Origin of the sequence: Nitratireductor sp. CH_MIT9313-5 (assembly GCF_037029545.1) — a bacterium.
In the GTDB taxonomy this organism is placed as follows: domain Bacteria; phylum Pseudomonadota; class Alphaproteobacteria; order Rhizobiales; family Rhizobiaceae; genus Chelativorans.
The window spans coordinates 285,660-301,502 of sequence record NZ_JAYMER010000014.1; the positions used below are offsets into that span (position 1 = coordinate 285,660).

Genomic DNA, 15,843 nt, shown 5'->3' on the forward strand with positions numbered 1-15,843 from the left:
AGAATTTGGTGAGCGCGCAGGGGTTCGAACCCTGGACCTACTGATTAAAAGTCAGTTGCTCTACCAGCTGAGCTACGCGCTCCCGAAGGGCTTGCTGCCCCGAGAAAGTGCGCGGAACATAGTCAGGCCCCGCGCAAGGGTCAACCATCTTCGACGTAAATCCTCGCACTTTTGACACTGCCATCCCCAGGCGCTTCCTCCCTGCAGCAATCGGCCACAGTTTAGTGATTGGTTCTCGATCACCAGCTTGGTTAGAAGGACCGAAAACGGCTGAGGAAATTTGTGGGCTATGGCATTGGATATCGGATATACGAGTGCATTGGTTGCTGGCGCGTTGTCATTTCTATCGCCCTGCGTTCTGCCTCTTGTTCCTCCATATCTCTGCTACATGGCAGGCGTATCGCTTGACGAGTTCCGCACCAGTGGAGAAAGCGCCCCACGGATGCAGCTTCTGCGCTCTGGCCTTTTTTTCGTGCTGGGCTTTTCCTCGGTCTTCATAGCACTTGGTGCTGGTGCATCGACCATTGGTGCATTTCTGAGGGCCTGGCAGCAGGAGCTGGCCATCGTCGCGGGAATCATCATCATTCTCATGGGGCTGAATTTTCTCGGCGTGCTGCGCATCTCGCTTCTCTCGCGGGAGGCGCGGTTTCAAACGGATGGCACCCCCGCGAGCCTGACCTCTGCCTATGTCATGGGCCTTGCATTCGGCTTCGGTTGGACCCCGTGCATCGGACCGGTTCTGGGTCCCATTCTGACGCTGGCTGGTGGGCGCGAGACGATCGCTGAAGGAGCACTGTTACTGGCAGTCTATTCGGCCGGACTGGGTATTCCGTTCCTGATCGCGGCTCTTTTCTCTGGACAGTTCATGGCTTTCCTGCAGCGCTTCCGCAGTCATCTGGGCAGCGTGGAGCGCATCATTGGCGGTTTGCTCGTCATCGCAGGTATTCTCTTTCTGACCGGCGGAATTCAGTCAGCAGCCTTCTGGCTACTGGAGACTTTTCCCGCACTTGGTCGCCTCGGCTGATTTCGACCAGCCGTCCATCGGTACGAAGATTTTCAAAATCAGCGAGATGCGCTAAAGCGGGCGCATTGTCTGATCCCCGGTGAACGGAGCCCCAATGTCTGACCGAAGCTGCCTCACGATTATTCTTGCCGCAGGCGAAGGCACGCGGATGAAGAGTACCTTGCCGAAGGTGCTGCACAAGGTGGCAGGGCTGGAGATGCTGGGGCATGTCATGAAGACGGCGCGCGACAGTGGCAGCAGTGAGATCGCTCTGGTCGTCGGTCACGGTGCAGATCAGGTGGGCGCCGCTGCACGGGCCCTTTCAGAAAATTTCTCCGTATCTTCCTTTCTGCAGGAAAGGCAGCTTGGTACCGCAGATGCCGTTTTGGCAGCACGATCGGCAATCGAGAAGAAATTCGACGACGTGTTAGTGCTCTTTGGTGATGCCCCACTGATCAGGCCGCAGGCGCTTGATGCGATGCGTGGCGCCCTGGCAGAAGGCGCCCATGTTGCGGTGATGGGTTTCCGCACCGACACGCCTGAGGGATATGGGCGTCTGCTGGAACGCGACGGCGCCCTTGTCGGTATCCGGGAGGAGAAGGATTGCTCCGAGGAGGAGCGTCGCATCAGGTTCTGCAATGGCGGCGCCATGGCGCTTGCGGGCGCACAGGCCCTAGAACTCCTGGACAGGATCGGCAATGACAACGCCAAGGGTGAGTATTACCTTACCGATATTGTCGGCATCGCAACCGATGCTGGCCTGCAGGTGCGCGCTGTCGAAGCTGATGAAGAGGACGCGCTCGGCGTGAATAATCGCGCGGAACTCGCGCGTGCTGAAGCCATCTGGCAGAACAGGCGGCGTGAGGAATTGATGCTGGCAGGCGTCACAATGATGGCCCCGCACACGGTCTATCTTGCACATGATACCGAAATCGGTGCGGATGCAGTGATCGAGCCCAATGTGTTCTTTGGCCCCGGAGCCAAGGTGGCAGCTGGTGCCGTTATTCGGGCCTTTTCCCATATCGAAGAGGCAAGTGTCGCCGCCGGCGCGCAGATAGGCCCTTATGCAAGGCTGCGCCCTGGCGCGGAGGTGATGGAGAACGCGAAAATCGGCAATTTCTGCGAGATCAAGAAATCACGCATAGGCGAGGGGGCCAAGGTGCCGCATCTCTCCTATGTGGGAGATGCAGATATCGGAGCTGGTGCCAATATCGGCGCGGGTACGATTACCTGCAATTATGACGGTTTTGGCAAGCACCGCACCGAGATTGGCGACAATGCATTCGTGGGCACGAATTCTTCGCTTGTTGCGCCCTTGAAGATTGGTGCTGGCGCTTATATCGCCTCTGGCAGCGTGGTCACGCAGGACGTCCCCGATGACGCATTGGCCTTCGGTCGCGCGCGCCAGTCTACCCGTGAAGGTCGGGGAAAAATGCTTCGCGACCGCCTGAAGAAGCAGGCTGGGAAGTAACACGCGCTGCAGGTGAGCAGCCCATCAAGCCGCGGCGTGCTGCCGCGGCTTTTTTGTCGAGCAACTCAGCTGTTTCGCCCGCGGTCTTCGCCCAGATCGTCAAGCAACCTGCTCATCTCGCGCTCCAGCGTGAGATCAGGGTCGTCTTCCTCCGGATCGGTTGTCCGTGCACCGGGTTCCGTCTCCCCTCGCGACTGTTCGCTCAGCGTCTCGCTTTCTGTATGTGCGTAGTCTGGTGCTGGTGTGGCAATCTCGTCGACCGATGTGGAGCCAAACTCGGTCTCCTCAAAGGTCACATCATCTTGTGAAGCCGGTTGAGGATCATCCACAAGTGGTGCGGGAGACTGCTCGGGCTCGCTCGCAGGAATCGTGAAATAGGGTTCGCTCCGGAAAGCGGTTGCATGTTCCTGCTGGGGCTCGGGCAGGTCGATCTGCGGCTCACGAGCTTCAACGGTTTCTATCCGTGCATCAGGCTGGGGTTCAGCCGAAACCTGAAACTGGTCGAGCGAGACTTCTGGCTCCGGCTCCCGAACCGGCATCACCTCAGTGCTCGTGTCTGGTTCACTGGCCTGGTGATCCTGAACGGCTTCGCGCTCACGCAGAAGAGCTGCCTGCTCCTCATACACCTGGCGGGGGTTCATCTCTTCAGCATCAGCAGGCTGATTGTTGTGTGGGCCCTGATGGTGGGTTGCTGAGGCCACGCCCGCCGCCGACACTGCGCCAGCGGCTGCAAGACCTGCTGCGCCTGCACGCGCATATTGCTGGCCTGAAGGCATTTCCGTTTCTGATGCTGTAGCCACAGTGCGTGGTTCATCGCGCTCACGCGGCTGCTCGTCCACAACGCGCCGTGTCTGGGGCTGTGCAACTGGCTGTGCCGGCGCGGCCATGTGTGTCTGAGGCGGAGCTACCGGAATTCCGCGTTCTATGACAAGGTCGCTCTGCCCGCCGATCAAGACGAGGTGCTCCACATGGTCACGCCGGATCAGCACGAGCCGGCGCTGGGTATCGACAGGGGTTGCGTCAATGACAGCAAGGCGCGGACGCCTGTTGCGGCCACCGGCAACATAGGTTCCCTGCCGTGACCCGCGAAAAAAGCGCACTGCCGCAAGCAGGAGGGCGAGACCGATCAGCGCCGCCAAGGTCCATAGAATTGCTCCAGTGATAGAGCCGTTATTGATAGTACTCAGCCAGTCCTGCATCTCGCCTCTCCGATCAAAAGCTGAATTAGGGTAGGTCGCCACCACAGGAGCGGCAAGTTCAAATACTTGCGCAGAGCTTACCATACCCAGCCTTTACAGGCCCGCCACCTTGCGCGCTATTGAGGCCCTGTTATATGCGAAGTAGCCAAGGAAACAGGGCCGCCATCGGTCGGCGCGACAGGCAGGGAACGGATGGCCAAGCATTCAGGTGTCGATATTGATACGGCCCCGATCATCGATCAGGGATCACGACCGGGTGTGATTACTCGCCTGATCATCTTCATTTTGGTGCTCACCGGCGCGGCACTCTTCTTCGCATTGTCCAAGGAAAGCCTGGGAGAAGAGTTCTTCCTGGGGATACTGGGCATTCTGGCAATGGTTGGCATCGGCTATCTTTTTGCCAGCGCCATCGGCTTCATTCAGCTCGCACCCCGGTCCACGGGTGACGAATTGGCGAAGCACTTCGTCGATTCTATGGATGAGGGGCTGGTCGTTACCGACACCAAGGGCCGCATCATGTATGCGAATCGCGCCTATGCGGAGCTGACCGGCGCGACATCCGCCGCTGACGTGAAGACCGTGGAAGCGCTGCTGTCCGACAATGCCGAAGCTTCGCCGACCATCGAAAGGCTCTCGCTCGCACTGCGCGATGGCAAGTCGGCTGATGGCGAGTTCCGCCTGTCGAGGCCCATTCGTCCCGGAGCAGAGCCCACGGCGCGCTGGTATCGGGCCTGGGCGCGGGTGTTCAAGGTGCCGGGTCATCGCAAGCCGCTCAACGCGTGGCAACTCGTGGACATATCCACTGAACGCGCCGAGCAGGAGCGGTTCTTCCTTGACCTGCAGAAAGCCATTGATCATCTCGACCATGCTCCGGCCGGTTTCTTCGCGGCCGATGCGGAGGGCAGGGTTACCTATATAAACGCGACGCTTGCCGAATGGCTGGGTGTTGATCTGGCAAATTTCGCACCGGGATCGCTCACGCTCTCGGATTTCGTTGCCGGCGATGGCATCGCCCTGATCCAGGCGGTGAAGGCCGAGCACGGTACCGCACGCAACGCGGTCATCGACCTCGATCTATCGACGATGAGCGGCGAGGCGCTGCCGGTTCGGTTCATGCACCGGGTGACCGCAAGCCGCGACGGGTATCCGGGCCCAACAAGAACGATCGTGCTCAACCGCACGCTTGGCGAGGATTCCTCCGCCGACCTTCGTGCATCCGAAGTCCGCTTCACGCGCTTCTTCAACTCCACGCCCATGGCTATCGCCAGTGTGGACGCCGATGGGCGGATATTGCGCACAAACGCTCCGTTCCATTCGCTGTTTGGCAGCATAGTCGACAATGATTCGCTGGAGAGGCGCATTCGCCTTGATACGGTCATGCATCAACGCGACCGTGAGGCATTTGCGATCGCGCTGGAAAAGGCCAAGCAGCGCCAGGCCGATATCTCGCCGATCGACACGGTTCTTCCCGATGACGAAGAGCGCCACATGCGCTTTTACGTCAATGCCGTGGCAGACCAGACCGGCGGCGAGGGCGTCGAAGAGGCAGCCATTGTCTATGCGGTCGAGACGACCGAACAAAAGGCTCTTGAGGCGCAGATGGCGCAGAGCCAGAAAATGCAGGCGGTCGGACAGCTTGCCGGTGGCATCGCGCATGATTTCAACAATGTGCTGACCGCCATCATCATGGCGTCCGATCTTCTGCTGACCAACCACAGGCCCTCCGACCCGTCCTTCCCGGACATCATGAACATCAAGCAGAATGCGAACCGTGCTGCGTCCTTGGTTCGCCAGTTGCTTGCCTTCTCGCGCCGCCAGACCTTGCGGCCAGAGGTCCTGAACCTGACCGACGTCCTTGCCGATCTGCGCATGCTTTTGTCGCGGCTCGTCGGGACGGAAATCAATCTTTCCATCGAGCATGGGCGTGACCTGTGGCCGGTAAAGGTCGATATCGGCCAGTTTGAACAGGTCGTGGTCAATCTCGTCGTCAACGCGCGCGATGCCATGCCCGATGGCGGGTCGCTGTCGGTGCGCACCCGCAATATCACTGCCGAGGAATGCGCCGAATTCCAGTATCGCGGGCTTGTAACGGACGATTATGTCGCCGTTGAAGTCACTGACACGGGCACGGGCATCGAGCCAGAAACGCTGAAGAAGATCTTCGAGCCTTTCTTCACCACCAAGGAAGTAGGCAAGGGCACGGGCCTCGGTCTTTCGATGGTCTATGGCATTGTTAAGCAGACCGGCGGCTTCATCTATTGCGATTCCGAGGTCGGAGTTGGCACGACCTTCCGCATATTCCTGCCGCGACACATCCCGACTGCGGCAGAGATATCGGCTGAGCAGACTGCGGTCGAAAACCGGCAGGCTCAGCATGTCGCTTCTGCCAAGAAAGATCTTTCCGGCAGCGCACGCGTATTGCTTGTCGAGGACGAGGATGCGGTGCGAATGGGCAGCGTTCGCGCACTCTCCTCACGCGGATACGAGGTTCACGAGGCGACTTCGGGCACCGAGGCACTTGAAATATTCCACGAGCTCGATGGCAAGGTAGACATAGTCGTCTCGGACGTGGTGATGCCGGAGATGGATGGGCCGACATTGCTCACCGAGCTCTTGAAACTCCAGCCAGACATCAAGTTCATCTTCGTGTCGGGCTATGCAGAGGATGCGTTTGCGAAGAACCTGCCTGAAAACGCCAAGTTCGGTTTCCTGCCGAAACCATTCTCGCTGAAGCAGCTCGCTACGGTGGTGAAGGAAATGCTGGAGAAGGAGTAGTCAGCGCATCAGACGCTGACCTTCTTCTCCTGCCGATTCGCGTCTCCGAAGACGTCCAGATAGTAACGGATCGCATCCGGGTGGCCCGTCGCCTTGGCAGGGTTGTCGGACAATTTGACCGCTGGGCGTCCATTGGCCTCGCTGACCTTGCAGACCAGCGAGATCGCGTTCAGCCGATCATTGGCCATCGGTGCACAATCTTCGAAGTCGTTGGTCAGGTTGGTGCCCCAACCGAATGCCATGCGCACACGGTCCTTGAAGTGGTGATAGGCCTCTTCGATGGTCTCCACATCCAGACCATCCGAGAAAATCAGAAGCTTCTCGCGCGGATCGCGTCCACGCTCTTTCCACCAGGATATGATCCGTTCCCCACCTTCAATGGGTGGAGCGCTGTCGGGGCGGAAGCCCGTCCAGTCTGCGACCCAGTCGGGCGCATTTTTGAGGAACGCTTCGGTCCCGAATGCGTCAGGCAAAACGATAAGCAGATTGCCGCCATAATAGCTCTGCCAATCTTCAAGCACCTTGTAGGGCGCCTGCTTCAGTGCCTCCTCATCGGGGGCGAGGGCGGCGAGCACCATTGGCAGCTCATGTGCGTTGGTACCCAACGCCTCAAGGTCGCTGTCCATGGCCAGAAGAACATTTGAGGTGCCGGTGAAGGAATCACCGATCCCCTCCTTGAGAGCTTCAACACACCAGCGTTGCCACAGAAAAGAGTGGCGTCGACGTGTGCCAAAGTCGGAGATGCGGATGTCTGGAATGGTTTTCAATCGCTCGACTTTCGACCAGACCTTGGCCTTGGCGCGCGCGTAAAGAACATCGAGTGCAAACGGACCCAGCGAACGCATCGCTGCACGCGAGCGCAATTCATTGATGATCGTCAGTGCCGGGATTTCCCACATGGTGGTTTCCATCCACCGGCCGTGAAAATTCAGTTCAAACTGCCCGTCGCGCGTCGAAAGCTCATATTCGGGAAGCTGGAAGTCGGCGAGCCACTCTAGAAATTCCGGCTGAAAGATCTGCTTCTTGCCATAGAAGGTGTTACCTGCAAGCCAGATCATCTCTTTCTTGGTAAAGCGGATCTGGCGGGCATGGTCCAGCTGTTCGCGCAACTCCATCTCATCGATTTCATCGGCCAGGCGAACCGTCTTGTTGCGGTTTATCAGCGTGAAGGTTGCGTCGACATCGCGATACAGTCCCCAGATCATCTGGAGCATCAGCAGTTTGTAGAAATCCGTGTCCAGCAGGCTGCGGCAGATCGGATCCAGTTTCCAGGTATGATTATAGACGCGACGCGCGATGTCTGTCTTCGTCATGCGGGGCCTGCTCGTAGTGGTCGCAATCATGTCTGCCATACCGCCTTGTTCAATCTCTCGGGCGCAACCGACAACGTACGCTGGGAAAAGTCAATCACACGGCAGGCTCCCCTGGTACGGGTGAGGGGATTGTCTTGAATTAAGCTTTTCTTAACCATCGACATTCAGCCTCAGGTCAGCGGGGGCTGCCGGATCCGAGGTGCCTATGTCCTCCCGCGATTTGAGAATCCTCAGTTCCACTCTTGTTCTAGTGATGGTGGTCGCATCTGCCAGCGTTGCTGCCGCACATGAAGCCAAATCTGGCTGGCGCTATCCCTATGCATGTTGCTCCGACCAGGACTGTCGGGAAGTGCCGGCTACCAAGATACGTGAAAGCAGGAGCGGCTACCGTATCGAAGCGACAGGTGAGGTTCTGGCCTACAGCGACAAGCGCGTCCGACCGTCCCCTGATGGTCTCTTCCACTGGTGCTCTGTTGCTGGCAAGGAGAATACGAAGACCATATGCCTCTTCGTACCGCCATCATCATTTTGAACTGGACTCAGTCTCGCTGCTATCAGGTTCACTGGAGAGCACTCCGAAATCCTGCGAGCGGTTTCCGTCACTGGGCGGAAGGAAGCCACCAGCCTGCAGGCCGCGCCGCAAAAGCTCTCGCACCGCAGCAGCACGACTGGGCATACGGTTCTCGAAGCGAAAATCCTCGAGCGCTTTCAGTTCTTCCGCTGAAAGCATGATCTGAAGGCGCTCATCACGACCCAAAGCTGCCAATTCCTGCCCCTTAACCAAGCGCTTTCGATTGCTGTGCGCTCTTAAATTACTGCACTTACTCACTTGGCACAAACTGTGTGAATTGCTGTTTTGACGAAAAGTACTAACTATTTGAAAATAATGCATATTAAGCTTGTTTAACTCAGCATGGTCGCCTACCATGTTTTACTGAGCCCGCACCATCTGCCGTGCCCTGCTCACTGTACTGGAGGCCGCTATGAATGCGCCGTCATCTGAGCAATATTATAGAGATCTGGACCTCGTCGTGGACCTCGCGTCGAAGAACGAGGGGCTGGTCAATATTCCAGCTATCGCCAATGAAATGCTGTTGCGTTACCCCCTGCCGGACGGCGTGTTGCTGGACTACGAGGCACATGTTCTTTCAACGGCTATCCGTCAAAACGTTGCTGTGCTTTTCGACCGCTCATCCGTGGCAACCGCTTGAGCGGTGCGACGAACGACATCCTGCTCAGAGCGGAATATTGTCGTGTTTCTTCCACGGGTTTTCCAAATTCTTGTTCTGCAGGAGCCTTAGCGCGCGCGCGACACGCATGCGCGTCGAGTGGGGCATGATCACTTCATCCACATAACCGCGTTCTGCTGCCACGAAGGGGGAGAGGAACCGCTCCTCATACATCTTTGTATGTGCGGCGATCTTTTCCGCGTCATCAATGTCCTTGCGGAAGATTATCTCAACCGCACCCTTGGCGCCCATGACAGCAATCTGTGCGCTCGGCCAAGCGTAATTCATGTCACCACGCAAATGCTTTGAGGCCATGACATCATAGGCACCGCCGAAAGCTTTCCGTGTGATGATGGTGATCTTCGGCACAGTCGCCTCGCCATAGGCGAAGAGGAGCTTCGCACCGTGCTTGATCAGCCCGCCATATTCCTGGGCCGTACCCGGGAGGAAGCCGGGCACGTCGACAAAGGTAACGATCGGGATATTGAAACAGTCACAGAAGCGCACAAACCGTGCCGCCTTGCGGGAAGCGTCAGAGTCGAGAACACCGGCAAGCACCATTGGCTGGTTTGCAACAAAGCCGACGGTGCGGCCTTCCACACGGCCGAAACCGGTGACGATATTCTTCGCGAAGCTCTCCTGGATCTCGAAAAAGTCTCCCTCGTCGATCGTTTTGAGGATGAGTTCCTTCACATCATAGGGCTTGTTTGCATTCTCCGGCACCAGCCGATCCAGCGAGTAGTCGGGTTCGGTGACCGACTGCTGATACTCGATCTCCGGCACCTCGGCCGTGTTAGAGGAAGGCAGGAAATCGATAAGCCTGCGCATCTGCAGAAGTGCTTCTATGTCATTGTCATACGCACCGTCAGCGATGGAGGACTTCGTCGTGTGGATCGATGCGCCACCGAGTTCTTCCGCGGTCACCGATTCGTTGGTGACCGTCTTCACCACGTCCGGTCCGGTCACAAACATGTAGGATGTGTCGCGCACCATGAAAATGAAGTCGGTCATTGCAGGGGAATAGACATCACCTCCGGCGCAAGGTCCCATAATCACCGAAATCTGTGGAATGACACCTGACGCCAGAACATTGCGCTGGAAAATTTCCGCATAGCCGCCAAGCGCTGCCACTCCTTCCTGAATGCGCGCACCGCCGGCGTCATAGAAGCCGATGATCGGCGCCCTGTTCTTGAGCGCCATATCCTGAACCTTCATCACCTTCTCGGCATGTGCCTCTGACAGCGAACCACCGAACACGGTAAAGTCCTTGGCGAAGACGAAGACGGTCCGGCCGTTGACCGTACCCCAACCGGTGACGACGCCGTCGCCTGCGATCCGCGTCTTGTCCATGCCGAAATCCGTCGAACGATGCTCGACGAACATGTCGAATTCTTCGAATGAACCTTCATCCAGAAAGACCTCGATCCGTTCTCTGGCGGTAAGCTTGCCCTTGGCATGCTGCGCATCGGTGCGCTTCTGTCCGCCGCCTGCGCGGGCATTGGCCCGCCTGCGCTCCAGTTCGATCAGAACGTCTTTCATCGAGGTTCCTCCGTACCCGTCAGTCAATTGCTGTTAGCACGCACCATCCGCGATACAAAGCAGGCCCCGCACAAAACCGGTTTGTGGGGACCTGCCATACGAATTGCTGCGCAAAGGCTGGTGCGCTTAACTGTTACCAGCTTCCGGTATTCTCCATGGAAGCCCAAGGCTCCTGCGGTTCCTTGGCGCCACCTTTCTGAAGCAGTTCGATGGAGATGCCGTCAGGCGAGCGAACAAAGGCCATATAGCCGTCGCGCGGCGGACGGTTGATCGTGACACCGGCATCCATCAGCTTCTGACAGAAGCCGTAAATATCATCGACCTCATAGGCCAGGTGACCGAAATTGCGTCCTCCGGAATAGGTTTCGGGATCCCAGTTGTGGGTGAGTTCGAGCAACGGGGCCTTGTTCTGCTCCCCGCTTTCCTTGTCATCTGACGCGGCAAGGAAGATCAGGGTGAAACGACCCTTCTCGTTGTCGATCCGGCGGGTCTCCACCATACCCATCTTGTTGCAATAAAAGTCGAGCGACGCCTCGATATCGCTGACGCGTACCATCGTGTGCAGATACCGCATCGAAAATCCTTCCTGCTCATTGCCGAGAAACGAGCGCACCATAAGTGCAGGCTGATGCTACGGACAATGGAAAAATTCCACGCAGCTTATGGGACATTAATGGCCGTCTCGCTGCTATTTTCGGCCATTGTTGATAAGCGGCGACCGGGTCTTGCTAAGTCACGAAGACGCGGTGCTATCCTGACTAAACAGAATCAGTCCTGTGGACCTGAGGGAAGGCTAAACGGATGGAGGACAATTCCTCGAGCAGACGAGGGCTTGCAGGTGGCAACGAAGCCCGGGGGGCGGGCGTAGAAGGTGAAGCGTCGGACATCATCGAGGTGACCGGCTCTATCAAGTGGTTTGATGTCGCCAAGGGGTTCGGCTTCATCCTGCCCGACACGCCCGAGCTGGGCGATGTGTTGCTGCATGTATCCTGCCTGCGTCGCGATGGCTTCCAGACGGCACTTGCCGGCGCTCGGGTCACCTGTCTCGCCCGACAGGGGGAGAGGGGGCTCCAGACATTCAAACTCCTGTCCATGGATAACTCGACAGCGACCAATCCAGCTGAAGATCAGGCACAGCGAACCCGTGCGGCAGTCACCCCGGAAAGTGGACTCGAACGCGCTCTCGTAAAATGGTTCAACCGCACGAAAGGGTTCGGTTTCCTGACCCGCGGTGAAGGGACGGAAGATATTTTCGTCCATATGGAAACACTGCGGCGCTATGGCGTGACAGAATTGCGCCCCGGACAGGTGGTGCTGGTGCGCTACGGCCAAAGTGAAAAGGGCCTGATGGCTGCCGAGATCCACCCGGATCTGGGAACGCTCTCCATTTCGCACTGAAAACTCCGCCTTCGGACTTGTGCGTGGCGACACAGTATTTACTGTCGCCGCGGACACGATACGAGGATCAGCGGAATGACCGTTGCGCGATTGCTTGCTTTTCTTCTTCTCTTTATTGGCAGCTTCAACTTCGCCCTGGCGCAGGAGCCCATGCTCCTGCCGGTGGATGCCACTCCGCTTTCCATCCTATCCAGCAATGGGCGTCACAGCTTCCAGATAGAAGTGGCCGACGAGCCGTTGGAGCGGCAGCGCGGCCTGATGCATCGTGAGAAGATGTCGGATGACCGGGGAATGCTCTTCGTCTTCGACAATGACGGGCGGCGCTCTTTCTGGATGCAGAACACGCCATTGCCGCTGGACCTTCTTTTCATCTCTTCAAGCGGGCGCATCGAGGCGATCGAGCAGGGTGAACCCTTTTCCACCGCCAGCATAGCACCGGATGTGACTGCCCGCTTCGTGCTGGAGCTCAATGCAGGAACGGCGCAGAAGCTTGGCATTGAGGTCGGCGACCAGGTCGAGCATCCGATCCTGCAACATCAAGTAAAAACGAAAAAGCAGTAGGCAGCCAGTTCATGAAGTCATTCCAACGCGGCGAGCGCGAGATTGCGTTCATTGATGAAGGCGAGGGGGAGCCGATCCTGCTCATCCACGGCTTTGCATCAAACCACTTTGTGAACTGGGTCTCGCCCGGCTGGGTAAAGACATTGCGCGACGATGGGTATCGCGTGATCGCGCTCGATAATCTGGGGCATGGGCAATCGGGCAAGAGCCACGACCCCAAGGATTATTTTCCGGTAGAAATGGCCGCAGACGCGGTCGCTCTGCTGGACCACCTTCATATCGAGCACGCGCACGTCATGGGCTACTCCATGGGTGCACGCATCACCGCCTTCCTGGCGCGCGATTATCCGGAGCGTGTGAGGAGCATCATTCTCGGTGGGCTGGGCCTTGGAATGGTTGAAGGCGTTGGCGAATGGGATGAAATTGCCGAAGCACTGCGCGCTCCTGATCCTTCGACTGTCACCGGCGAGCGCCCGAAGATGTTCCGCACCTTTGCGGATCAGACCAAGAGCGACCGGTTGGCGCTTGCTGCCTGTATTGAGACCAGCCGGACCCTTCTCACCGCTGAAGACATGGGCAGGATCGCTGTTCCCGCACTTGTGGCGGTAGGCACGAAGGACGACATAGCCGGCAAACCGCAGCCCCTTGCAGAAATGATGCCACAAGGGCAATCTTTCGAGATCGAGGGGAGGGATCATATGCTGTCGGTGGGAGATCGCACTTTCAAGAAGCGTGCGCTGGAGTTTCTGGAGGACGTCCGGTGAGTATGCCTGCAAAAGAGGTCAGCTTTCTCGGCGCGGAAGGAAACAGGCTTGCCGCAACCATGTGGGACGGCCACGGCCAGCCGGTGCTGTTTTTCCACGGAGGCGGCCAGACCCGCCATGCTTGGGGCCAAACAGCCGAGCGCCTGGCCAAATGCGGCATGCGCGCAATCACTATTGACCAACGTGGCCATGGCGACAGCGACTGGGTCGAGAGCGAAAACTACACATTCGGACACTATGCCGAAGATGTCACCGCGGTTGTGGAGCAGGTGAAGTCGCGGTTTCACCAGCGCCCGGCGGCCGTCGGCGCATCGCTTGGTGGCCTGGCTTCCCTTGGCGGACTCATTGCCGATCACGACCTGCTGGAGTCGCTTGTTCTCGTCGATATCACCCCGCGTATGGACCCCGAAGGCGTCGCGAAGATCCAGGGCTTCATGGGCGCTCGCATGGATGAGGGGTTTGCCAATCTCGAAGAAGCTGCCGCGGCCATTGCGCAATATCTGCCCCATCGCCGTAGGCCGCGATCGCTTGAGGGACTGCGCAAGAATTTGCGTCTTTGCGATGACGGTCGCTTCCGATGGCATTGGGATCCGGCCTTCATCCGTGGGACGAATAACATAAATGTCGGCGCGGAACAGTTGATAGGCCGAATGATCGCCGGGCTACCGAACCTTCAGCTTCCCGTCTTGCTGGTCCGCGGAATGCAGTCGGAGCTGGTGCATGAGGAATATGCCCGCGAATTCGTCGATCTGGTGCCGTCAGCGAGCTATGTCGACGTCGGAGGTGCAGGTCACATGGTGGCAGGCGATCGGAATGACGTCTTCTCGCGCGCGGTTCTGGACTTTCTGACCGGTGACAAGGCCGCTTGAGAATAGGGCTGGCGCGATATCGAAAACGCGCCCCTTCAAGAAACTTTCATCAAAGATGAAGAAGTTTGCAGTTCAAGTTGCCCTATTCGTGCACTAGATAGTGTGCATCCGCGAGATGTAATCGGAGAGGGGCCATGAACGCGCCCAAGCGAAGCAGCAAACACGCTCCACAAAGCCTGGACCCCATCTGGGCGTCGGTCCAACGCGAGGCGCGTGTTGCTGTCGAGAATGACCCCTTCCTGGCAGGTTTCATTTATGAGACCGTGCTCAATCATGAAACCCTGGAGGATTCGGTCATCTTCCGCGTTTCCGAGCGCCTCGATCACCAGGACATAAGCTCCGATCTGATCCGCCAGACCTTCCGTGCGATGCGCGAGGAGCAGAGCGATTGGTCGACCTCGCTGCGTGTCGACATTCAGGCCTATTACGACAGGGACCCGGCCTGCGACCGCTTCATAATGCCGGTCCTCTATTTCAAGGGCTTCCACGCCCTGCAGACCCACAGGCTGGCACATTGGCTTTGGAATAATGGGAGACGCGATTTCGCGCTTTATCTTCAAAGTCGCTCCTCGGCAGCGTTCCAGACAGACATCCATCCTGCAGCGCGTATCGGCAAGGGCGTGTTCATTGATCATGCCACAGGGCTTGTGATCGGGCAGACGGCTGTTGTGGGAGATGACGTCTCCCTCTTGCACGGGGTGACGCTTGGCGGAACCGGCAAGGAGTCAGGCGACCGTCACCCGAAGATCGGCCATGGTGTGCTGATCGGTGCTGGGGCGAAAATTCTCGGCAATATCGAGGTCGGCCACTGCACGAAAGTTGCTTCCGGCTCGGTACTCCTGCAGTCGGTCCCGCCCAAGAAGACGGTTGCAGGCGTACCTGCACGCATTGTGGGTGAAGCCGGATGCGATGAGCCGTCCCGCGCAATGGATCAACTCCTTCAGGGGGAGTAGCTCCACTGTGAAGGTGGGAATTGTTTGAACCAAGTCCGGCGTGAAGGGTTTACAGCCAAGAGGCCTGCATGCCAGAAGCTGACACGGCCAACGCCGAACCCAATTCCATCGGAGAAGTTTTTTGAAGCCCGAAGAGATCCGCAAGCTCGACGCCTATTTCAAGCGCACGTTCAACAATCCCTCTCTTGAGGTAAAGGCACGCCCGCGTAAGGACGATTCCTGCGAGCTTTATCTCGGGGATGAGTTCCTTGGGATCATTTTCAAGGATGAGGACGAGGGCGAACTGTCCTACAATTTCTCGATGGCTATTCTCGACATCGATCTCGACTAGGTTCGGGCGGTCGATCATGATAAAGGCGCGCCTGTCTTGGCGCGCCTTTTTGTGTTTCCGCTCTCCAACTACATGCTGAGCAGGGCCACCACGGCAATGATCATGACGGCAACTGCTACGATGCCCATCAATACTACAAACCCGTATTGCCCGCGTTCGCTGCCCGCTTCGACCGGTCGCATCGCATCCCCGTAGGATATGTCCTTGTCATGGTGTTCCGATGAAAGCTCGGAGATGCGGGCCTCCCGCACCTGCGCCTCGCTCATCGGCGCTCCGCCGGCTTCGGCATCTGTCGAGACGGGTGCCATGGCGGGATCAAAGCCGGGCCGCTTGTCGCCGGTTCGGCCGCCATTGATATCACCCTTTACCTGCGCCGGATTGGTGCCGTTGGGTACTCTATTCTCATTCATCTGTACGCCTCACTCCTCGACCCGAACC

Annotated in this window: 17 protein-coding genes and 1 tRNA gene; 11 read left to right on the forward strand and 7 right to left on the reverse strand. The window is 58.0% G+C overall.

Annotation, left to right across the window (positions count from 1 at the left end; genetic code table 11):
• Nucleotides 1-6: 6 nt before the first annotated feature.
• Nucleotides 7-82 (reverse strand) — tRNA-Lys (locus tag WA367_RS08885).
• 207 nt (nt 83-289) lie between these two features.
• Here WA367_RS08885 and WA367_RS08890 point away from each other — a divergent pair.
• Both WA367_RS08890 and glmU read left to right on the forward strand, forming a co-directional pair.
• Nucleotides 290-1,024: a cytochrome c biogenesis CcdA family protein gene (locus tag WA367_RS08890; RefSeq protein ID WP_336056419.1), complete on the forward strand. Its 735-nt coding sequence runs from the start codon at nt 290-292 to the stop codon at nt 1,022-1,024.
• A 94-nt stretch (nt 1,025-1,118) separates the two neighbouring features.
• Nucleotides 1,119-2,474, forward strand: coding sequence for a bifunctional UDP-N-acetylglucosamine diphosphorylase/glucosamine-1-phosphate N-acetyltransferase GlmU (glmU, locus tag WA367_RS08895; RefSeq protein ID WP_336056420.1), 1,356 nt, complete (start codon nt 1,119-1,121; stop codon nt 2,472-2,474).
• A gap of 65 nt (nt 2,475-2,539) precedes the next feature.
• Here glmU and WA367_RS08900 read toward each other — a convergent pair whose 3' ends face one another.
• On the reverse strand, nt 2,540-3,673 hold the full coding sequence (locus tag WA367_RS08900; protein WP_336056421.1) for a flagellar biosynthetic protein FliO: 1,134 nt from the start codon (nt 3,671-3,673) through the stop codon (nt 2,540-2,542).
• A gap of 192 nt (nt 3,674-3,865) precedes the next feature.
• On the opposite strand from WA367_RS08900, the gene cckA reads away from it, so the two are divergent.
• The gene (cckA, locus tag WA367_RS08905; RefSeq protein ID WP_336056422.1) at nt 3,866-6,448 is read left to right on the forward strand and encodes a cell cycle histidine kinase CckA; all 2,583 of its coding nucleotides are present in this window, start codon (nt 3,866-3,868) and stop codon (nt 6,446-6,448) included.
• 8 nt (nt 6,449-6,456) lie between these two features.
• On the opposite strand, the gene pncB is transcribed toward cckA, so the two are convergent.
• A complete protein-coding gene (gene pncB, locus WA367_RS08910) occupies nt 6,457-7,761 on the reverse strand; it encodes a nicotinate phosphoribosyltransferase (RefSeq protein ID WP_336056423.1) in 1,305 nt (434 codons plus the stop codon).
• Nucleotides 7,762-8,014: 253 nt separating this feature from the next.
• On the opposite strand from pncB, the gene WA367_RS08915 reads away from it, so the two are divergent.
• Nucleotides 8,015-8,293 carry a hypothetical protein gene (locus WA367_RS08915; protein ID WP_336057086.1) on the forward strand — a complete coding sequence of 93 codons (279 nt, stop codon included), beginning with the start codon at nt 8,015-8,017 and terminating at the stop codon, nt 8,291-8,293.
• On the opposite strand, the gene WA367_RS08920 is transcribed toward WA367_RS08915, so the two are convergent.
• Complete coding sequence (locus WA367_RS08920) at nt 8,285-8,527, reverse strand: hypothetical protein (protein WP_336057087.1); 243 nt, start codon at nt 8,525-8,527, stop codon at nt 8,285-8,287. The genes WA367_RS08915 and WA367_RS08920 overlap by 9 nt on opposite strands.
• A 217-nt stretch (nt 8,528-8,744) precedes the next feature.
• Here WA367_RS08920 and WA367_RS08925 point away from each other — a divergent pair, with 217 nt between their 5' ends.
• Nucleotides 8,745-8,972 (forward strand): hypothetical protein, encoded by a 228-nt coding sequence (locus WA367_RS08925; protein ID WP_336056424.1) that lies wholly within the window; start codon nt 8,745-8,747, stop codon nt 8,970-8,972.
• Between the two features lie 24 nt (nt 8,973-8,996).
• Here WA367_RS08925 and WA367_RS08930 read toward each other — a convergent pair whose 3' ends face one another.
• Together WA367_RS08930 and WA367_RS08935 are read right to left on the reverse strand one after the other, a co-directional pair.
• Complete coding sequence (locus WA367_RS08930; protein ID WP_336056425.1) at nt 8,997-10,529, reverse strand: acyl-CoA carboxylase subunit beta; 1,533 nt, start codon at nt 10,527-10,529, stop codon at nt 8,997-8,999.
• 133 nt (nt 10,530-10,662) lie between these two features.
• The gene (locus tag WA367_RS08935; protein ID WP_336056426.1) at nt 10,663-11,103 is read right to left on the reverse strand and encodes a VOC family protein; all 441 of its coding nucleotides are present in this window, start codon (nt 11,101-11,103) and stop codon (nt 10,663-10,665) included.
• 227 nt (nt 11,104-11,330) lie between these two features.
• Between WA367_RS08935 and WA367_RS08940 the strand changes: the two genes are divergently transcribed.
• From WA367_RS08940 to WA367_RS08965, 6 genes are all read left to right on the forward strand, one after another.
• Complete coding sequence (locus WA367_RS08940; RefSeq protein ID WP_336056427.1) at nt 11,331-11,927, forward strand: cold-shock protein; 597 nt, start codon at nt 11,331-11,333, stop codon at nt 11,925-11,927.
• A 75-nt stretch (nt 11,928-12,002) separates the two neighbouring features.
• On the forward strand, nt 12,003-12,488 hold the full coding sequence (locus WA367_RS08945) for a DUF192 domain-containing protein (protein ID WP_336056428.1): 486 nt from the start codon (nt 12,003-12,005) through the stop codon (nt 12,486-12,488).
• 11 nt (nt 12,489-12,499) lie between these two features.
• On the forward strand, nt 12,500-13,252 hold the full coding sequence (locus WA367_RS08950) for an alpha/beta fold hydrolase (RefSeq protein ID WP_336056429.1): 753 nt from the start codon (nt 12,500-12,502) through the stop codon (nt 13,250-13,252).
• 2 nt (nt 13,253-13,254) lie between these two features.
• Entirely contained in the window at nt 13,255-14,121 is an 867-nt protein-coding gene (locus tag WA367_RS08955; protein WP_336057088.1) for an alpha/beta fold hydrolase, read from the forward strand.
• A gap of 134 nt (nt 14,122-14,255) precedes the next feature.
• Nucleotides 14,256-15,074: a serine O-acetyltransferase gene (cysE, locus tag WA367_RS08960; protein ID WP_336056430.1), complete on the forward strand. Its 819-nt coding sequence runs from the start codon at nt 14,256-14,258 to the stop codon at nt 15,072-15,074.
• A gap of 121 nt (nt 15,075-15,195) precedes the next feature.
• Nucleotides 15,196-15,405, forward strand: coding sequence for a DUF3126 family protein (locus tag WA367_RS08965; RefSeq protein ID WP_336056431.1), 210 nt, complete (start codon nt 15,196-15,198; stop codon nt 15,403-15,405).
• Nucleotides 15,406-15,473: 68 nt separating this feature from the next.
• On the opposite strand, the gene WA367_RS08970 is transcribed toward WA367_RS08965, so the two are convergent.
• On the reverse strand, nt 15,474-15,815 hold the full coding sequence (locus tag WA367_RS08970) for a hypothetical protein (RefSeq protein ID WP_336056432.1): 342 nt from the start codon (nt 15,813-15,815) through the stop codon (nt 15,474-15,476).
• Nucleotides 15,816-15,843 lie beyond the last annotated feature (28 nt).